Consider the following 16712-nt stretch of genomic DNA (forward strand, 5'->3'; position numbering starts at 1 on the left):
GACGAGGCCCGCCCGGACGGAGAGAAACCCGATGGTCACCGCCTTCAGTTCCGCGACCGAGATCGCCCGCGAGATTAGGGCCGGCGCGGTCAGTCCGGTCGAGATCGCCGAGCTCTACCTGGACCGGATCGACCGCCTGAACCCTGCGATCAACGCGATCGTCTGGATCGATCCTGAGGCCACCCTCGCCGAAGCCAGGCAGGCCGAGCGTGCGGTCCGCGCGGGCGAGTCCCTGGGGCCGCTGCACGGCATCCCGGTCCCGATCAAGGACCTCACGGCCGCCGCGGGTCAGCCCTGCTTCTTCGGCTCCCTCGGCACGGATACCGCGATCCGGACGGAGGACGACCTCATCGTCGGGGCGCTCCGCCGCGCGGGCTGCGTGCTGCTCGGCCGCAGCCATGCACCCGAGGCGGGCACCATGAGCGTGACTGAGACGTCGCGCTTCGGCGTCGCGCGGAACCCCTGGGACCTCAGCCGGTCCCCGGCCGGATCCAGTGGCGGGGCAGGGGCGGCGCTGGCCGCCGGCCTGGCCCCCTTCACGCACGCTTCGGACGGCGGCGGCTCGATCAGGATGCCGGCGTCGAGCAACGGTCTCGTCGGACTCAAGCCCTCGCGCGGGCGAGTGCCCTCTGCCGTCGCGGGATGGGAGCACGCGGCGACCGAGGGCGCGGAGGCCCGCACCGTGGCCGACGCCGCCGTGATCCTCGACGCGATCAGCGAGCCGGATCCGTTCGTCATGTACAACGCGCCGCGCCCGGAACGGCCCTACGCCGCCGAGGCCGGGCGGCCGCAGGAGCCGCTCCGGATCGGGCTGCTCCTGGAAGCCCCCACCGGTCTGCCCGTCGATGAGGAGTGCGCCACAGCCGCGACGCTCACCGCGGCGCTCCTGGAGGCGATGGGACACATCGTGGCACCTGTGGCGCCCAGGTTCTACAGCGAGCGCGCGGTGCTCGGATACGTCACCCACATCATGGACGCGTCCGTCGCCGCGATGCCCTACCTCCGGCCGGAGCTCGCGGAGCCGTACCTGCGCCACCGGATGGGCCGCGCGAGGCGCGCCAGCGCGGTCGACTACGTGCAGAGCGCGATGCTGATCCAGGCCGAGACCTACGGCGTCGTCTCGCAGTTCGGGCGGGACTTCGACGTGCTGCTCACCCCGACCATGGCGACCGTCCCCGTGCCTGCCGGCGAACTCGTGACCGAGGCGAACGAGCATCCCGAGGAGTCGCGCCTGCGTGAGGGGCGCATGGTGAGCTTCACGAGCTGGGTGAACCTCGCGGGCCTGCCCGCCATCTCGCTGCCGATGCACGTCGCGGCGGACGGGCTGCCGATCGGTGCCCAGCTGGTGGCGGGGCCGTGGTGCGAGGACGTCCTGCTGCGGCTCGCCGCGGCGCTCGAGGAGGCGGTGCCGTGGGCGCACCGCCGCCCGGCGGGGTTCGAGGACTGAGCCGATGATCGAACTCGTCCTCTCGCTGTTCAGCCAGCTGGGCCTGGTCGCGCTGCTCGCGCTGTCGCTGTCCCTCGTGTTCGGCGTGAGCCGGATCGTGAACCTCGCGGTCGGCGACCTCGCGACGATCGGCGCCTTCACGATGGTCGCGACCGCAGGGCTGCCGTTCTGGGCGGGGATCCTCATCGGCCTCGCCGTCTCGGTTCCCCTTCTCGTTCTGATCGAGCGCGGCCTGCTGAGCCGCCTCTCGGGATCCCCGCTGGCTTCGCTGCTGGTCACCTGGGGCGTCGGGATGGTGCTCCGCCAGGTGTGCGAGCTGGTCTGGGGCGCGACGGCGCGCGCCGTCCCGCCGCCGTTCGACGGGATCGTGACCGTGTTCGGCGTCCCGTATCCGTCGTTCCGGCTGGTCGCCGGTCTCGTGGGAGCCGTCACGGTCGCGGTGGTCCTCGTGATCGCGTATCGAACGCGGGCGGGCCTCCGCCTGCGCGCCGTGGCGGACAACCCTACGATGGCGGCGCTGCTGGGCACGCCACCGGCGCGCACCAGGACCCTCACCTTCGTCGTGGCGGGGCTCCTCGCCGTTCTCGCGGGAGGGCTCTACAGCCCGCTCCTCGGCGTCCACCCGTCGATGGGGTTCACGATCCTCATCCCCGCGTTCGTGGTCCTTCTGCTGGCCAGGCCCGGTTCCTTCTCGGGAACCGCCATCGCCGCGCTGTTCGTCGTCGCGCTGCAGGTCGTGCTGCGCCGCTTCTTCGCCGACACCGCCGCGGACGCCCTCTTCTACGTCGTCGTGCTCGTCGCCGTCGCCGTTCGTTCCACCCCGACAACCAGGAGGCTCCTGACATGGTCCACCCGATTCCTTCCCCGCGGCCGCGCCGTCTGATGCGCCGCAACCGCCTCGCCCTCGGAGCGTTCCTCGCGGCGGGCGCACTGCTCCTGACCGGCTGCGGGAGCAGCATCGGCGGCGGTCCTGCGCAGAGCGCCGCGGCCGGCCCCCTCAAGGTCGGCGTGATCGTCCCCGCCACCGGCAACATCTCCTCGGCCGGGCTCGCTCTCAAGGCCGGCTTCGAGATCGGCGTCGAGAAGATCAACGCCGAGGGCGGGGTGAACGGCAAGCCGATCGAGTACACGGTCGAGGACGACGCCTCGGATCCCGCGACATCGATCCAGCTGGCGAAGAAGTACGTGCAGGCCGGCGACGTCTCGCTGCTGTTCGGCACGATCACGGGCGACACCGCGGCGGCGGTCGCGTCCGTCGCCGACTCCGCCAGGATTCCGTTCGCCACCTCGATCCTCGGCGACCCCGCGGTCTGCTCGCGCTACGCCTGGGGCTTCGGGGAGTCGACCCGTCAGCTGCTCACCCCGATCGTCCCCGACCTGCTCGCGAAGTACGGCACACGCGTCGCGATCGTCGGCTCCGACTACAACTTCCCGCGGGACTATGCGGCGAGCGCGGAGAAGATCGTGACGGCGGCGGGCGGGACCGTGGTCGCGCAGGAGTTCAGCCCCCTCGGCACGACCGACTTCGAGTCGACCATCGGACGCCTCAAGGCGGCGGCGCCGGATCTCGTGCTGTCGATGGTCGTCGGCGCGGATGCCATCGTGTTCACCAAGCAGGCGCAGGCCTTCGGGCTGCTGACGCCCACGCTGGGCTACGAGGGCGCGCCGCTCGATGCCGACTACTACCCGGCGGTCGCCGAACAGGTGACGGGCCGCGAGCACGCGGTGCGCTGGAGCGACGGCTTCGCCGATGAGGAGAGCAAGGCCTTCGTCGCGGCCTACCGCAAGAAGACCGGTTCGCCGGCACCGATTCCGGAGGTCGCCGCGAACGCCTACTTCGCGATCCGGTTCATCGCGGCGGCTGCGAACGACGCCAAGGCCACGGCTCCCGCGAGCCTCAACACCGCGATCGCCTCGTTCCGCTTCGATTCCGCGCTCGGCAGGGGAACGCACTTCGCAGGGCCCGCCAACATCCTGCAGGCCACGATGTCGACCGTGACGATCGGCGCGGACGGCGCCTATCCGGTCACGAAGGACCACGGCATGGTCGCCGACACCGAGACGACCTGCAAGTGACCCCGTCCGCCCATCGGGGGATCCGCGGTCTCGTCCGCCGCCCCGGCACGATCCTCGCGGTCGTGGTCGCCGTGCTCGCCCTGCTGCCGTTCGGGCTCGCACCCTACGCGCTGAGCGTGGTCGCCCTCGGTCTCGTCTACGGGCTCTTCGCCTATGGTCTGGACCTGTCCTGGGGGCGAGTCGGACTCATCAGCGTGGGCCAGGCCGCCTTCTTCGGCCTGGGCGCCTACGCGCTCACGATCGGCGTCTCGCTCGGCGTCCCCGGGGTGCTGGCCGCGGCGCTCGGCGTCGTGATCTCCGCCGGAGTCGCCGGGCTGATCGCGCAGATCGCGCTGACGGTGAAGGGTGAGACCGCGGTGCCGCTCTTCATCCTCTTCACGCTCGGCATCAGCCAGCTCCTGCAGCGCGTCGCGACATCCCTGCCGGACGTCACGGGCGGATCCAACGGCATGCTCGCGCCGCGCCTCGACCTCGTCCCGACCTACTACCTCGTGCTCGGGGTCGCCGTGCTCGTGGCGGCGCTCACGTTCCGTCTCTTCATCGCGGGCCGGCGCGGCGCGTTCCAGCTCGCCGTGCTCGTGAACCCGGCCAGGGCGGAGCATCTCGGCATCGGCGTGCGCGGCACGCAGACCGCGGCCTTCATGGTCTCGGCCGCGGTCTCGGCGGTGGCGGGGGCGCTCTTCGCCCCCGTGGCAGGCCTCGTCACTCCCGCCACGCTGGGCCTGGCGCTCTCGACGAGCGTGCTCACCTGGCTCGCCGTGGGCGGCAAGGGCTCGCTGATCGGGCCGTTCCTCGGCGCCGTCCTCCTCACCGTCGCCGCGCAGACCCTCGGGAGCACCTGGCAGAGCTGGTACGTGTTCGGGCTGGCCGCGCTCTTCATCCTCGTGGTCCTGTTCGCACCCGGAGGCGTGGCAGGCGGCGTGCGTCGTCTGCTCCTCGGCCGGTCGGAGGTGCTGCGCGTCCCGACCGCGCGTCCGGTGAGACGTGCCGGCGCGCCGTCGCGCACGGACGCGCCGCTGCTGCAGGTCGAGGCGGTGGATCAGCGCTTCGGGAGGTCGGACGTGCTGCAGGACGTCTCGCTCACCGTGCGGAGCGGGCAGTGCGTGGCGCTGATCGGGCCCAACGGCGCGGGCAAGTCCACCGTCCTCTCCGTCATCGCCGGCCTGCTCCGCCCTTCGTCGGGCCGCATCCTGCTCCGCGGCGAGGACGTCACGCTGCTGGGCGTCGACCGACGCGCCAGGCTCGGCATCGGCCGGCTGTTCCAGGTGCCGAGCGTGTTCACCGCGCTCTCCGTCGAGGACAACCTCAGGCTCGCCGCGCTCTGCGGGGGATCGGGCGATGATGCTTCGGCCGACGCCCGGCTCGCCGGCGAGTTGTCGATGGCCGAGCGGCGGCACCTCGAACTCGACATGGTGCTGCGGGGTCCCTCCGATCTCGTGCTGCTCGACGAGCCGGCCGCGGGGCTCTCCCACGCCGACGCGCGGGCGCTCGCACAGCGCCTGCGCCGGGTCGTCGAGGACACCGGATGCGGCATGGTCGTCGTCGAGCACGACATGGAGATCGTCCGGGAGATCGCGGACCTCGTCGTGGTGCTGTCGAACGGCGCGGTCATCGCGTCGGGGACCATGGACGAGATCGTCGCGCACGACGCCGTGCGCCAGGCCTACCTGGGGAGCTGAGATGGTGCTGCACGCGCGTGGGATCGTCGGGGGATACGACGGCGTTCCGATCGTCGAGGGCGTCGACCTCGCGGTCGATGCGGGGGAGATCGTCGGTCTGCTGGGCAGGAACGGGATGGGGAAGTCGACCCTGCTCGGAGCGCTCTTCGGGACGGTGGACCGTCTCGGCGGCGTGGTCGAGGTGGGAGGAAGGACCCTCGCGGCGCGGAGCCCCGATCGGTCGGCTGCGGCGGGTGTCGCCTTCCTCCCCGAGGATCGGGGCGTGTTCCCGTCACTGACCGTCGCCGAGAACCTCCGGCTCGCCCGACGCGGGCATCGGCCGGCGATCGATCCGCTCGAGGTCTATCCGATGCTCGGCGAGCGGGCGGCGCAGCCGGCCGGGACGCTGTCCGGCGGCCAGCAGCAGCAGCTCGGCATCGCCCGCGCGATCCTCGCCGGCTCCGCGCTCGTGTGCATCGACGAGCTCACCCACGGACTGCAGCCCTCGATGGTGACGCGCACGTTCGCGGCGCTCCGCACGGTGGCCGACTCCGGTGTCGGTGTGCTGTTCGTGGACCAGAACCCCGATCTCGTGACGGCGTCCTGCGACCGGGTGCTCGTGATGGAGGCGGGGAGGATCGTGCTGGACCGGACCGTCGAGGACGGGGTGCTCGAGGAGCTGCGACGCCTCCTCGTGCTCAGCTGACCGCGTCCTCGGCGCGCAGCTCGCGCGGGCTCCGTCCGAACCTCTGTCGGACGACCTTGCTGAGACGGGAGGGGTCGCGGAAGCCCCACCGGCGTCCCACGGCGGCCAGCGACTCCGCGCCGCTCGCGGTCTGCAGCTCCCGGCGCACGCCCTCGACCCGCCGCGCCAGCACGTGCTCGCCGACCGTGGTGCCGGTGCGGCGGAAGACGCGGTGCAGATAGCTGACCGAGATGTGGGTGGCTTCGGCGATCCGCGCGGGGCTGAGGTCGGGGTCTGCGAGATGCCCCTCGATCCACTCCACGACCCGGTCGTAGACCGTCTCCTCCGCCGAGCGGAGTACGGGGCGCTCGCCGCGTGCCTCCCTGACGCAGTCGCGGAGGAGCGACAGTGCGACATCGGCGAGTTCGAGCCGCAGCGGTGCGGGCAGCGCTCCCCAGCGCTCCGGGACGCCGGCCAGGAGTCCCGTCAGGATGCAGGCCGCGGTCGTGTCGGAGAGCGCTGCGGATCCCGCCACGGCCGAGAGGTCCTGTTCGCTCGCGCCCAGGGCGTCGACGTCGACGGCCAGCACCAGATACCGGTAGGGGCCGACGAGGTCGAGGAAGAACGGCGCCGATCGGGAGTAGAGGACCATGCTGCCGGGGCGCAGGGCCGTCTCGGAGCGGTTCTGCACGAAGGTCCCCGAACCCTCGAGGAGGATGCCGAGGAAGTGCGCGTCGAGCGCGGTCGAGAAGGCCAGCGGACGGACGCTGACCGAGTCCTCGTCCCTGATGTCGCAGCCGAGCAGGCGCCCGAGCGCCCAGGAGGAGGACCGTGCGCGATACGGATCCTGATGCGGGCGGACGACCACGGCGTCGCCGGGGACGTGATCGCGCCGCGCATCGTCGAGGTAGCCGCTCACGACCGCTCCGCCCGAGGTCGAGGTGATCTGCATGGCTCCGCCTTTCTCTTCGTCGAGAGGGAGCACGGGTCGCCGATCACTGTATCTCAGGATCCCTGACATTCGATCGACGCGACTCTCGCCACCTTCGACCGGCGTCTCGCCGATGCGGCCAGGGAGCGCGGCGTCGTCGTGGGCGCATGACCGGACCGGGTAGACTGGGGCGATACCTCGGAAGCAACCTTTAACACCGTCCCGTGAGGCGGAGAAGGGAGCCGGCAGATGAGCGCACGTATCGTGCTGCAGGAAGCCGACATCAGGCGCGCCTTGACGCGCATCGCCCATGAGATCCTCGAATCCAACCGGGGCGCGGAGGATCTGATCCTCCTGGGCATCCCGACCCGGGGGGTCCCGCTCGCCGAGCGCCTCGCGATGCTCATCACCGAGATCGCCCAGATCGCCGTCCCGGTCGGATCGCTCGACGTCACGCTCTTCCGCGATGACCTCGCCAAGCACCCGACGCGGTCGCCGCACCGTACGCACATCCCCGCGGGCGGCATCGACGGCAAGACCGTCGTGCTCGTCGACGACGTGCTCTTCTCCGGGCGCAGCATCCGCGCCGCACTCGACGCGCTGCAGTCGATCGGCCGCCCGGCCGTGGTCCGCCTGGCGATCCTCGTCGACCGCGGACACCGCGAGCTGCCGATCCGCCCCGACTTCGTGGGCAAGAACATCCCCTCGTCCCGCGCCGAGCGTGTCAACGTGCGTCTGCGCGAGGACGACGGCGAGGAGTACGTCTCGATCGAGGGAGGCGACGAATGAGGCATCTGCTCGACACCAGGACGCTCGCCCGCGAAGACGCGATGCGCATCCTCGACATCGCCGAGGACATGGCGGACACCCAGTCCCGCGAGGTCAAGAAGCTGCCGACCCTGCGCGGCAAGACCGTGGTGAACCTCTTCTTCGAGGACTCCACCCGCACGCGCATCTCGTTCGAGGCCGCCGCCAAGCGCCTCTCCGCCGACGTGATCAACTTCGCCGCGAAGGGATCCAGCGTCTCCAAGGGCGAGAGCCTCAAGGACACCGCGCAGACGCTCGAGGCGATCGGCGCCGACGCCGTCGTCGTGCGGCATCCCGCATCGGGCGCACCGCGCACGCTCGCCACGAGCGGCTGGATCTCGGCCGGCGTCGTGAACGCGGGCGACGGCACGCACGAGCACCCCACCCAGGGCCTGCTCGACGCGTACACGATCCGCAAGCGCCGTTTCGGCGCGGACAGCCGCGGCCGCGACCTCCGCGGAGTGCGCGTCGTGATCGTCGGAGACGTGCTGCACTCCCGGGTCGCGCGGTCCAACGTGTGGCTGCTGTCGACGCTCGGCGCCGAGGTCACCCTGGTCACCCCGCCGACGCTGATCCCGCAGGACGTCACGGGCTGGCCCGCGCGGGTGCTGTACGACCTCGACGCGGCGCTGGCCGAGGAGCCGGATGCGGTCATGATGCTGCGGATCCAGCTCGAGCGCATGCACGCGGCGTTCTTCCCCTCCGAGCGCGAGTACACCCGCCGCTGGGGTCTCGACGCGGCGCGGCTGCGGCGTCTGCCCGACGATACGATCGTGATGCACCCCGGTCCGATGAACCGCGGACTGGAGATCTCCTCCGACGCCGCCGATTCCGCCCGCTCCACCGTGCTGGAGCAGGTCACGAACGGCGTGTCCGTGCGGATGGCGGCGCTGTACCTGCTGCTGGCGGGGGAGCGGCCAGAGCCGGACAGAACAGCGACGAGTGCAGCGACCGAGGAGTTCGAGATGAATCGAGGAGACCGATGACCGAGAGCCTGCTCTTCCGAGGCGCGAAGATCCTCGGCGCCGATTCCGCGGACATCCTGGTGCAGGACGGGCGTATCGCGGAGGTCGGCTCCGGCCTCTCCGCCGCCGGCGCCCGCACGATCGACGCCGACGGCCTGGTCGCGCTGCCCGGCCTGGTCGACCTGCACACGCACCTGCGCGAGCCCGGCTACGAGGCCAGCGAGACCATCCTGTCCGGAACCCGCGCCGCGGCGGCCGGTGGTTTCACCGCCGTGTTCGCGATGCCCAACACCTCGCCGGTCGCCGACTCGGCGGGCGTGGTCGAGCAGGAGCTCGCGCTCGGCGAGGCGGCCGGCTACGCCACCGTGCAGCCGATCGGCGCGGTCACCGTCGGCCAGAAGGGCGAGCGGCTGGCCGAACTGGGCGCGATGGCCTCGTCGCGCGCCAACGTCCGCGTCTTCAGCGACGACGGCTTCTGCGTCTGGGATCCGCTCATCATGCGCCGCGCGCTCGAGTACGTGAAGGCCTTCGACGGCGTGATCGCGCAGCACGCGCAGGATCCGCGGCTCACCGAGGGCGCGCAGCTCAACGAGGGCGCCGTCTCGGCCGAACTCGGCCTCGCGGGCTGGCCGGCCGTGGCCGAGGAGTCGATCATCGCGCGCGACATCCTGCTCGCCGAGCACGTCGGATCCCGGCTGCACGTGTGCCACCTCTCCACCGCCGGCTCCGTGGAGCTCATCCGCTGGGCGAAGAAGCGCGGTGTGGCGGTGACCGCCGAGGTCACCCCTCATCACCTGCTGCTGACCGACGAGCTGGCCCGCGGCTACGACGCGCGATTCAAGGTCAACCCGCCGCTGCGCACCCAGGAGGACGTGCTCGCCGTGCGCGAGGGCCTCGCCGACGGCACGATCGACATCGTCGCGACCGACCACGCCCCGCATCCCAGCGAGGCGAAGGCCTGCGAATGGCAGGCCGCGGCGAACGGCATGGTCGGGCTCGAGTCCGCGCTGCGGGTCGTGCACCAGGCCATGGTGCAGACCGGCCTCCTGGACTGGACCGATGTCGCCCGCGTCATGAGCTCCGCCCCCGCGCGGATCGGATCCCTCGCCGGGCACGGCACGCCGATCGCGGCGGGGCAGCCGGCCGAGTTCACGCTCTACGACGCGGCTGCGGCCGGCGTCTTCGCCGAGTCGGACCTGCACGGCCAGAGCTCGAACTCGCCGTACCTCGGCCGGGATCTGCCCGGGAAGGTGCTCTGGACCGTGCACAACGGGTACGCGACGCTCGAGGACGGCGTGCTCGCCGACCGGGGAGCGCGCTCGTGAACCAGCAGATCGCCGGATCGGTCGTCCTCGCAGTCGCCATCGTGCTGATCCTCGCCGGCGTTCTCGCCTGGCGTGCGCGGCTGCGCCGGGACTCCGGCCTCACCGCGCCGCTCGGCGTGCCGGAGCATGCAGAGGTGCAGGCGCGCTACGAGACGCTCTACGTCGCGACGACCAAGCACGACCACTCGCTCGAGCGCCTCGCGGTCCGTCCCCTCGTCTACCGCGCGCGCGGCGAGCTCACCATCACCGACAGGGGAGCGGCGCTGAGCCTCGACGGCTCGCCGACCGTCTTCCTCGCCTCGGCCCGGCTGGTCGTCGCCGACCGGGCCACCGTCACGATCGACCGGGTCGTCGAGCCCGGCGGCCTCATCCGCCTCGCCTGGCGGACGGACGACGGCACGGTCGTCGACAGCTATCTCCGCATCACGGGCGACATCGGCAACACCGATGCGTCCGGTGCGGCGCTCACCGACCTCCAGCGACTCATCAGCTCGCAGCGCCCCGACGCTGCCTCCGAGACAGGAGAATCCGCATGACCCTTCCCCACGATTCCGCCGTGCTCGTCCTCGAGGACGGCACGCGCCACGTCGGGCGCGCCTACGGCGCCCGCGGCACCACGCTCGGCGAGGTCGTCTTCGCGACCGGCATGTCCGGTTACCAGGAGACCCTCACCGACCCGTCCTACGCCGGGCAGATCGTGCTGCAGACCGCACCCCACATCGGCAACACCGGGATGAACGACGAGGACCCCGAGTCCCGCCGCATCTGGGTCGCCGGCTACATCGTGCGCGACCCTTCGCGCGTGGTGTCGAACTGGCGCGCCAATGCGTCCCTCGACGACACCCTCGTGCGCGACGGCATCGTCGGCATCAGCGGCATCGACACGCGCGCGGTGACCCGCCACATCCGCTCCGCCGGCTCCATGCGCGGCGGCATCTTCTCCGGCGCGGACGCCGCGCTCGACGCCGACGAGCAGCTGCGCCGCGTGACCGAGGCGCCCGAGATGGCCGGCCAGAACCTCTCGGCCGCGGTCTCCGTCGACTCCGCGCAGCTCACGCCGGCGACGGGGGAGCGGATCGGCAACCTCGCGGTTCTCGATCTCGGCGTCAAGCAGTCCACGCTCGACAACCTCGCCGCGCGCGGGTTCGACGTGCACGTGCTGCCGCAGGCGTCCACGTTCGCCGACATCGCCGCGATCGATCCGGTCGCCGTGTTCTACTCGAACGGCCCCGGCGACCCCTCCGCGTCCGACGCGCAGGTCGCGGTGCTCCGCGAGGTGCTCGACGCAGGCCTGCCGTACTTCGGGATCTGCTTCGGCAACCAGCTGTTCGGCCGCGCGCTCGGCCTCGGCACCTACAAGCTCACGTTCGGCCACCGCGGCATCAACCAGCCGGTGCTCGACAAGGCCACGGGCCGGGTCGAGATCACCGCGCACAACCACGGCTTCGCGGTCGAGGCGCCCATCGAGGGCTCGTTCGACAGCCCGCACGGCTACGGCAAGGTCGAGGTCAGCCACGTCGGCCTCAACGACCAGGTGGTCGAGGGGCTCCGCGCCCTCGACATCCCGGCGTTCTCGGTGCAGTACCACCCCGAGGCCGCCGCCGGCCCGCACGACGCCAACTACCTCTTCGACAGATTCCGTGACACCGTCGTCGCACACCTCTCCCAGAAGGACAGCAAGTAATGCCCAAGCGCGACGACATCCACTCCGTCCTCGTCATCGGATCCGGCCCGATCGTCATCGGTCAGGCCTGCGAGTTCGACTACTCCGGCACCCAGGCCTGCCGCGTGCTGCGCGAGGACGGCGTCCGCGTCATCCTCGTGAACTCCAACCCGGCCACGATCATGACCGACCCGGACTTCGCGGACGCGACCTACATCGAGCCGATCACCCCCGAGGTCATCGAGACCATCATCGCCAAGGAGAAGCCGGACGCGATCCTGCCGACCCTGGGCGGCCAGACCGCGCTCAACGCCGCCATGGCGCTGCACGAGCGCGGAATCCTGGAGAAGTACGGGGTCGAGCTCATCGGCGCCAAGGTCGACGCGATCCAGAAGGGCGAGGACCGCCAGATCTTCAAGCAGCTCGTGCTCGATGCGGGCGCCGACGTCGCCGCGTCCGTGATCTGCCACACGATGGACGAACTGCTCGAAGGCGCGGAGAAGCTCGGCTACCCGCTCGTCGTGCGTCCCTCGTTCACGATGGGTGGACTCGGATCCGGTTTCGCCTACGACGAGGAGGATCTGCGCCGCATCGGCGGCGCCGGCCTGCACGACTCGCCGACCACCGAGGTGCTCCTGGAGGAGTCGATCCTCGGCTGGAAGGAGTACGAGCTCGAGCTCATGCGCGACACCGCAGACAACACGGTCGTCGTCTGCTCGATCGAGAACGTGGATCCGGTCGGCGTGCACACCGGCGACTCGATCACGGTGGCCCCGGCGCTGACGCTCACCGATCGCGAGTACCAGAACCTGCGCGACATCGGCATCGACATCATCCGCGCCGTCGGCGTGGACACCGGCGGCTGCAACATCCAGTTCGCCGTGAATCCGGAGAACGGCCGCGTCATCGTCATCGAGATGAACCCGCGCGTGTCCCGTTCCTCGGCGCTCGCGTCGAAGGCGACCGGCTTCCCGATCGCGAAGCTCGCGGCGAAGCTCGCCCTCGGCTACCGCCTGGACGAGATCCCGAACGACATCACGGGGGTGACCCCGGCGAGCTTCGAGCCCACGCTCGACTACGTCGTGGTCAAGGCGCCGCGGTTCGCGTTCGAGAAGTTCCCGGCCGCCGACGCCACGCTCACGACGACCATGAAGTCGGTCGGCGAGGCGATGGCGATCGGGCGCAACTACACGACCGCGCTGCAGAAGGCGCTCCGCTCGCTCGAGAAGCGCGGATCCTCGTTCCACTGGGGTCCCGAGGACCGCAGCGTCGAAGAGCTCCTCGAGATCTCGAAGACGCCGACCGACGGCCGGATCGTCGTGCTGCAGCAGGCGCTGCGCAAGGGCGCCACGATCGAGCAGGCCTTCGAGGCCACCTCGATCGACCCCTGGTTCATCGACCAGATGGTGCTCATCAACGAGGTCGCCGAGCAGATCCGCACCGCGCCCGAGCTCGATGCCGACACGATCCGGCTCGGCAAGGACCACGGCTTCTCCGACGCGCAGTTCGCCGAGCTCCGTGGCCTCACCGAGGCCGAGGTGCGGGGCGTCCGGCACGGGCTGGGCATCCGCCCGGTCTACAAGACCGTCGACACCTGCGCGGGGGAGTTCCCCGCGCTCACGCCGTACCACTACTCGAGCTACGACAGCGAGACCGAGGTCACGCCGTCCGAGCGCACCAAGGTCGTCATCATCGGCTCCGGGCCGAACCGCATCGGCCAGGGCGTCGAGTTCGACTACTCGTGCGTGCACGCGTCCTTCGCGCTCTCCGACGCCGGCTTCGAGACCGTGATGGTCAACTGCAACCCGGAGACCGTGTCCACGGACTACGACACCTCCGACCGGCTGTACTTCGAGCCGCTGACGCTCGAGGACGTGCTCGAGGTGCTGCACGCCGAGGCGCAGAGCGGAAAGATCCTCGGCGTCGTCTGCCAGCTCGGCGGACAGACCCCGCTGGGTCTCGCGAAGGGCATCGAGGCGGCCGGCTACACCGTGCTCGGCACGAGCCCCGAGGCGATCGACCTCGCCGAGGAGCGCGAGCTGTTCTCCCGGCTGCTCGACGACGCCGGCCTCGTCGCCCCGCGCAACGGGACGGCGATCGACGCGGACGGCGCGGTGGCGGTGGCCGAGGAGATCGGCTACCCGGTCCTGGTGCGCCCGAGCTTCGTGCTCGGCGGCCGCGGCATGGAGATCGTCTACGACACCCCCGCGCTGCGCGACTACTTCGTGCGCACGGCGGGCGAGGTCATCATCGAGGAGGGCAAGCCCCTGCTCGTGGACCGCTTCCTCGACGACGCGATCGAGATCGACGTGGACGCGCTGTACGACGGGGTCGAGCTCTACATCGGCGGCGTCATGGAGCACCTCGAAGAGGCCGGGATCCACTCCGGCGACTCGAGCTGCACCCTGCCGCCCGTCTCGCTCGGACGGACCGACATCGACCGCGTGCGCGAGGCGACCCTCGCGATCGCCGAGGGCGTGGGCGTGCGCGGTCTGCTGAACGTGCAGTTCGCGATCAGCGCCGGCGTGCTCTACGTGATCGAGGCGAACCCGCGCGCGAGCCGCACCGTTCCCTTCGTGTCGAAGGCGCTGGGGATCCCGCTCGCGAAGGCGGCGAGCCGCATCCTCTCCGGATCCACGATCGCTGCACTCAAGGCCGAGGGTCTCCTTCCGGAGAACGACGGATCGCGCGTGCCGCTGGGCTCGCCGGTCTCGGTCAAGGAGGCCGTGCTGCCCTTCAAGCGGTTCCGCACCGCCGACGGCCGGATCGTCGACTCCGTGCTCGGCCCCGAGATGCGCTCGACCGGTGAGGTCATGGGCATCGACCGCGACTTCCCGACCGCGTTCGCGAAGAGTCAGGCCGCGGCCTACGGCGGAACGCCGACCTCCGGCACCGTGTTCATCTCGGTCGCCGACGCCGACAAGCGCGCCGTCATCCTGCCGGCGCACCGGCTGCACCAGCTCGGCTTCACGATCGTGGCGACGACCGGCACCGCGGAGATCCTCTCCCGCAACGGCATCCCGGTGACCGTCGTGGAGAAGTACAGCGAGACCCAGGCCAACGGCGAGACGAACATCGTCGACCTGATCGACCAGGGCGCGATCGACATCATCGTGAACACGCCGTCCGGCGGCGCGGCGCGCGCCGACGGCTACGAGATCCGCGCGGCGGCGGTCGCCGCGGACAAGGCGCTGTTCACCACGATCGCGACGCTCGGCGCCGCGGTGAGCGGAATGGACGCGGCGGACAAGGGCTTCGAGGTGCGCAGCCTCCAGGAGTACGCCCAGGACCGGCTGGCACGCGCGTGACGTCCTTCGGAGCACGGCTGCGCCGGGCGCTCGACGCGCGCGGCCCGCTGTGCGTGGGCATCGACCCGCACGAGGCGCTGCTGGACGCCTGGGGCCTGCCCCAGACGGCCGAGGGCGTCCGCTCCTTCGGGCTCACCACGGTCGAGGCCGCCGCGGGGCGCGTGGGTGTGGTCAAGCCGCAGGTGTCGTTCTTCGAGCGTTTCGGGTCCCGCGGGTTCGCGGCGCTCGAGGACGTGATGTCGGCGGCACGCGCGGCGGGGCTCCTCGTCGTCGCCGACGCGAAGCGCGGCGACATCGGCACCACCATGGCCGGCTACGCGCAGGCGTGGCTCGAGCCGGGTGCGCCGCTCGAGGCCGATGCGCTCACGATCAGCCCCTATCTCGGCGGCGGATCGCTCGCCGAGGCGATCACGCGTTCTCTTCCCGCGGGGAAGGGCGTCTTCGTGCTCGCCGCAACGAGCAACCCGGAGGGCGCTCCCGTACAGCAGGCGCTCGTCCCCCCGTCGCTCGCCACGGCGCCGGGGGAGACCGTGGCGCTGCGCATCACCCGGGACGTGACCGCCTACGACGCTCCGGAGGGCGGGCTCGGATCCGTCGGCCTGGTGATCGGCGCGACCATCGATCGGAGCGGGTTCGCCCTGGACGACGACACGCTGCGCACGGTGCCGCTGCTCGCACCCGGATTCGGCGCGCAGGGGGCGACACCCGCGGATCTGCGTGCGAGATTCGGTACGCTGGCAGGTAACGTCCTGGCTTCCGAAAGCCGGAGCATCCTGTCCGCTGGTCCGGACCGGATCGCAGCGACGATCGAAGAGCGCGCCGCGCGCTACCAGGAGGTCATGGGTGGTTGAACCGGCAGGGCGCGCAGTCCCCGAGGTCGATCGCGTCGCCGCCGCTCGCCGAGCGGTCGAGCGCCGCCGCGCGCGGGCGTCGCTGAAGCGCGATCTGACCATGCGGGTGATCGCCCCGCAGGAGGTGCTGGCCGCGGCCGCGGCCGATCCGCTGTCGACGGCGGGAACGCTGCGCGTGCCGGACTTCCTCACCGCCCTCCCGGCGATCGGCGCCGGCAAGCGCGATCGCATCCTCGCCGAGCTGCAGATCTCGCCGGTCAAGAGGCTCGGAGGCCTCGGATCCCGCCAGCAGCTGGCGCTGCGCCAGTGGGTCGACTCCCGGTTCCCGCAGCCCGCCCCCCGCGAGGGCCGCAGCCGCCTGCTCGTGCTGGCGGGGCCGACCGCGGTCGGCAAGGGCACGGTCGCCGCGCACATCCGCGAGAACCACCCCGAGATCCACCTGTCCGTCTCCGCGACCACGCGCGCACCGCGTCCGGGGGAGCAGGACGGCGTGCACTACTTCTTCGTCGACGACGCCGAGTTCGACCGCATGATCGCGGCGGGCGAGCTGCTCGAGCACGCGACCGTGCACAACCGATTCCGCTACGGCACCCCGCGGGGTCCCATCGATGCGGCCCTGGCCGAGGGCAAGACCGTGCTGCTGGAGATCGACCTGCAGGGCGCCAGGCAGGTGCGGGCCGCGGATCCCTCCGCGAACCTCGTGTTCCTGCTGCCTCCGTCCTGGGACGAGCTCGTGCAGCGGCTGGTCGGCCGGGGCACCGAGGACGCGGAGGAGCGGGCCAGGCGCCTGCGCACCGCCAAGGTCGAACTGGCCTCTCAGTCCGAGTTCGATCACAGGGTCGTGAACGAGGACGTCGCCACCGCCGCTCGAGAGGTCGTAGAATTGTCCTCGGCGTCTGCGCGCTGACCGCTCTCACCGGTCCTGGGCCGGTCCGAGGGCCGGGGCGCACGCCCGAATTCTTCGCGACACGCGTCGCCGAACATCCCACCAACAGG

14 protein-coding genes are annotated in these 16712 nt (G+C 71.3%); 13 read left to right on the forward strand and 1 reads right to left on the reverse strand.

The window, feature by feature from the left end:
• Window positions 1-31 precede the first annotated feature (31 nt).
• Genes ACIPY5_RS01550 through ACIPY5_RS01570 form a run of 5 tightly spaced genes read left to right on the forward strand, consistent with a single transcriptional unit; the run spans window position 32 to window position 5887 of the window.
• Complete coding sequence (locus ACIPY5_RS01550; RefSeq protein ID WP_400965868.1) at window positions 32-1447, forward strand: amidase; 1416 nt, start codon at window positions 32-34, stop codon at window positions 1445-1447.
• 4 nt (window positions 1448-1451) lie between these two features.
• A complete protein-coding gene (locus ACIPY5_RS01555; protein WP_400965871.1) occupies window positions 1452-2330 on the forward strand; it encodes a branched-chain amino acid ABC transporter permease in 879 nt (292 codons plus the stop codon).
• A complete protein-coding gene (locus tag ACIPY5_RS01560) occupies window positions 2291-3523 on the forward strand; it encodes an ABC transporter substrate-binding protein (RefSeq protein WP_400965875.1) in 1233 nt (410 codons plus the stop codon). The genes ACIPY5_RS01555 and ACIPY5_RS01560 overlap by 40 nt, the downstream gene beginning before the upstream one ends.
• Window positions 3520-5202 carry an ATP-binding cassette domain-containing protein gene (locus ACIPY5_RS01565; protein ID WP_400965878.1) on the forward strand — a complete coding sequence of 561 codons (1683 nt, stop codon included), beginning with the start codon at window positions 3520-3522 and terminating at the stop codon, window positions 5200-5202. Before ACIPY5_RS01560 ends, ACIPY5_RS01565 begins: the two co-directional genes overlap by 4 nt.
• A 1-nt stretch (window position 5203) precedes the next feature.
• On the forward strand, window positions 5204-5887 hold the full coding sequence (locus tag ACIPY5_RS01570; protein WP_400965880.1) for an ABC transporter ATP-binding protein: 684 nt from the start codon (window positions 5204-5206) through the stop codon (window positions 5885-5887).
• On the opposite strand, the gene ACIPY5_RS01575 is transcribed toward ACIPY5_RS01570, so the two are convergent.
• Entirely contained in the window at window positions 5880-6818 is a 939-nt protein-coding gene (locus ACIPY5_RS01575) for an AraC family transcriptional regulator (RefSeq protein WP_400965883.1), read from the reverse strand. The genes ACIPY5_RS01570 and ACIPY5_RS01575 overlap by 8 nt on opposite strands.
• A 228-nt stretch (window positions 6819-7046) precedes the next feature.
• On the opposite strand from ACIPY5_RS01575, the gene pyrR reads away from it, so the two are divergent.
• From pyrR to gmk, 8 genes are read left to right on the forward strand one after another with little or no spacing between them, the layout of a single operon-like run.
• Window positions 7047-7586: a bifunctional pyr operon transcriptional regulator/uracil phosphoribosyltransferase PyrR gene (pyrR, locus tag ACIPY5_RS01580; protein WP_045273074.1), complete on the forward strand. Its 540-nt coding sequence runs from the start codon at window positions 7047-7049 to the stop codon at window positions 7584-7586.
• Window positions 7583-8590: an aspartate carbamoyltransferase catalytic subunit gene (locus tag ACIPY5_RS01585; protein WP_309337457.1), complete on the forward strand. Its 1008-nt coding sequence runs from the start codon at window positions 7583-7585 to the stop codon at window positions 8588-8590. The genes pyrR and ACIPY5_RS01585 overlap by 4 nt, the downstream gene beginning before the upstream one ends.
• Window positions 8587-9894: a dihydroorotase gene (locus ACIPY5_RS01590; protein ID WP_400965886.1), complete on the forward strand. Its 1308-nt coding sequence runs from the start codon at window positions 8587-8589 to the stop codon at window positions 9892-9894. The genes ACIPY5_RS01585 and ACIPY5_RS01590 overlap by 4 nt, the downstream gene beginning before the upstream one ends.
• Window positions 9891-10430, forward strand: coding sequence for a hypothetical protein (locus ACIPY5_RS01595; protein WP_309337463.1), 540 nt, complete (start codon window positions 9891-9893; stop codon window positions 10428-10430). Before ACIPY5_RS01590 ends, ACIPY5_RS01595 begins: the two co-directional genes overlap by 4 nt.
• Entirely contained in the window at window positions 10427-11578 is a 1152-nt protein-coding gene (gene carA, locus ACIPY5_RS01600) for a glutamine-hydrolyzing carbamoyl-phosphate synthase small subunit (RefSeq protein WP_309337465.1), read from the forward strand. The genes ACIPY5_RS01595 and carA overlap by 4 nt, the downstream gene beginning before the upstream one ends.
• On the forward strand, window positions 11578-14865 hold the full coding sequence (carB, locus tag ACIPY5_RS01605) for a carbamoyl-phosphate synthase large subunit (protein ID WP_400965891.1): 3288 nt from the start codon (window positions 11578-11580) through the stop codon (window positions 14863-14865). Before carA ends, carB begins: the two co-directional genes overlap by 1 nt.
• On the forward strand, window positions 14862-15716 hold the full coding sequence (gene pyrF, locus ACIPY5_RS01610) for an orotidine-5'-phosphate decarboxylase (RefSeq protein ID WP_400965894.1): 855 nt from the start codon (window positions 14862-14864) through the stop codon (window positions 15714-15716). The genes carB and pyrF overlap by 4 nt, the downstream gene beginning before the upstream one ends.
• A complete protein-coding gene (gene gmk, locus ACIPY5_RS01615) occupies window positions 15709-16623 on the forward strand; it encodes a guanylate kinase (RefSeq protein WP_309337474.1) in 915 nt (304 codons plus the stop codon). Before pyrF ends, gmk begins: the two co-directional genes overlap by 8 nt.
• The last annotated feature ends 89 nt before the right edge of the window (window positions 16624-16712 follow it).

Source organism: Microbacterium sp. NPDC089698 (genome assembly GCF_044749045.1).
GTDB lineage: Bacteria > Actinomycetota > Actinomycetes > Actinomycetales > Microbacteriaceae > Microbacterium.

What these genes read in the sequence shown, in the direction of transcription:
- ACIPY5_RS01550 (WP_400965868.1), top strand. Translation starts at nt 32, where the DNA reads ATGGTCACCGCCTTCAGTTCCGCGACCGAGATCGCCCGCGAGATTAGG.
- ACIPY5_RS01555 (WP_400965871.1), top strand. Translation starts at nt 1,452, where the DNA reads ATGATCGAACTCGTCCTCTCGCTGTTCAGCCAGCTGGGCCTGGTCGCG.
- ACIPY5_RS01560 (WP_400965875.1), top strand. Translation starts at nt 2,291, where the DNA reads ATGGTCCACCCGATTCCTTCCCCGCGGCCGCGCCGTCTGATGCGCCGC.
- ACIPY5_RS01570 (WP_400965880.1), top strand. Translation starts at nt 5,204, where the DNA reads ATGGTGCTGCACGCGCGTGGGATCGTCGGGGGATACGACGGCGTTCCG.
- ACIPY5_RS01575 (WP_400965883.1), bottom strand. Translation starts at nt 6,818, where the DNA reads ATGCAGATCACCTCGACCTCGGGCGGAGCGGTCGTGAGCGGCTACCTC.
- pyrR (WP_045273074.1), top strand. Translation starts at nt 7,047, where the DNA reads ATGAGCGCACGTATCGTGCTGCAGGAAGCCGACATCAGGCGCGCCTTG.
- ACIPY5_RS01585 (WP_309337457.1), top strand. Translation starts at nt 7,583, where the DNA reads ATGAGGCATCTGCTCGACACCAGGACGCTCGCCCGCGAAGACGCGATG.
- ACIPY5_RS01590 (WP_400965886.1), top strand. Translation starts at nt 8,587, where the DNA reads ATGACCGAGAGCCTGCTCTTCCGAGGCGCGAAGATCCTCGGCGCCGAT.
- carA (WP_309337465.1), top strand. Translation starts at nt 10,427, where the DNA reads ATGACCCTTCCCCACGATTCCGCCGTGCTCGTCCTCGAGGACGGCACG.
- carB (WP_400965891.1), top strand. Translation starts at nt 11,578, where the DNA reads ATGCCCAAGCGCGACGACATCCACTCCGTCCTCGTCATCGGATCCGGC.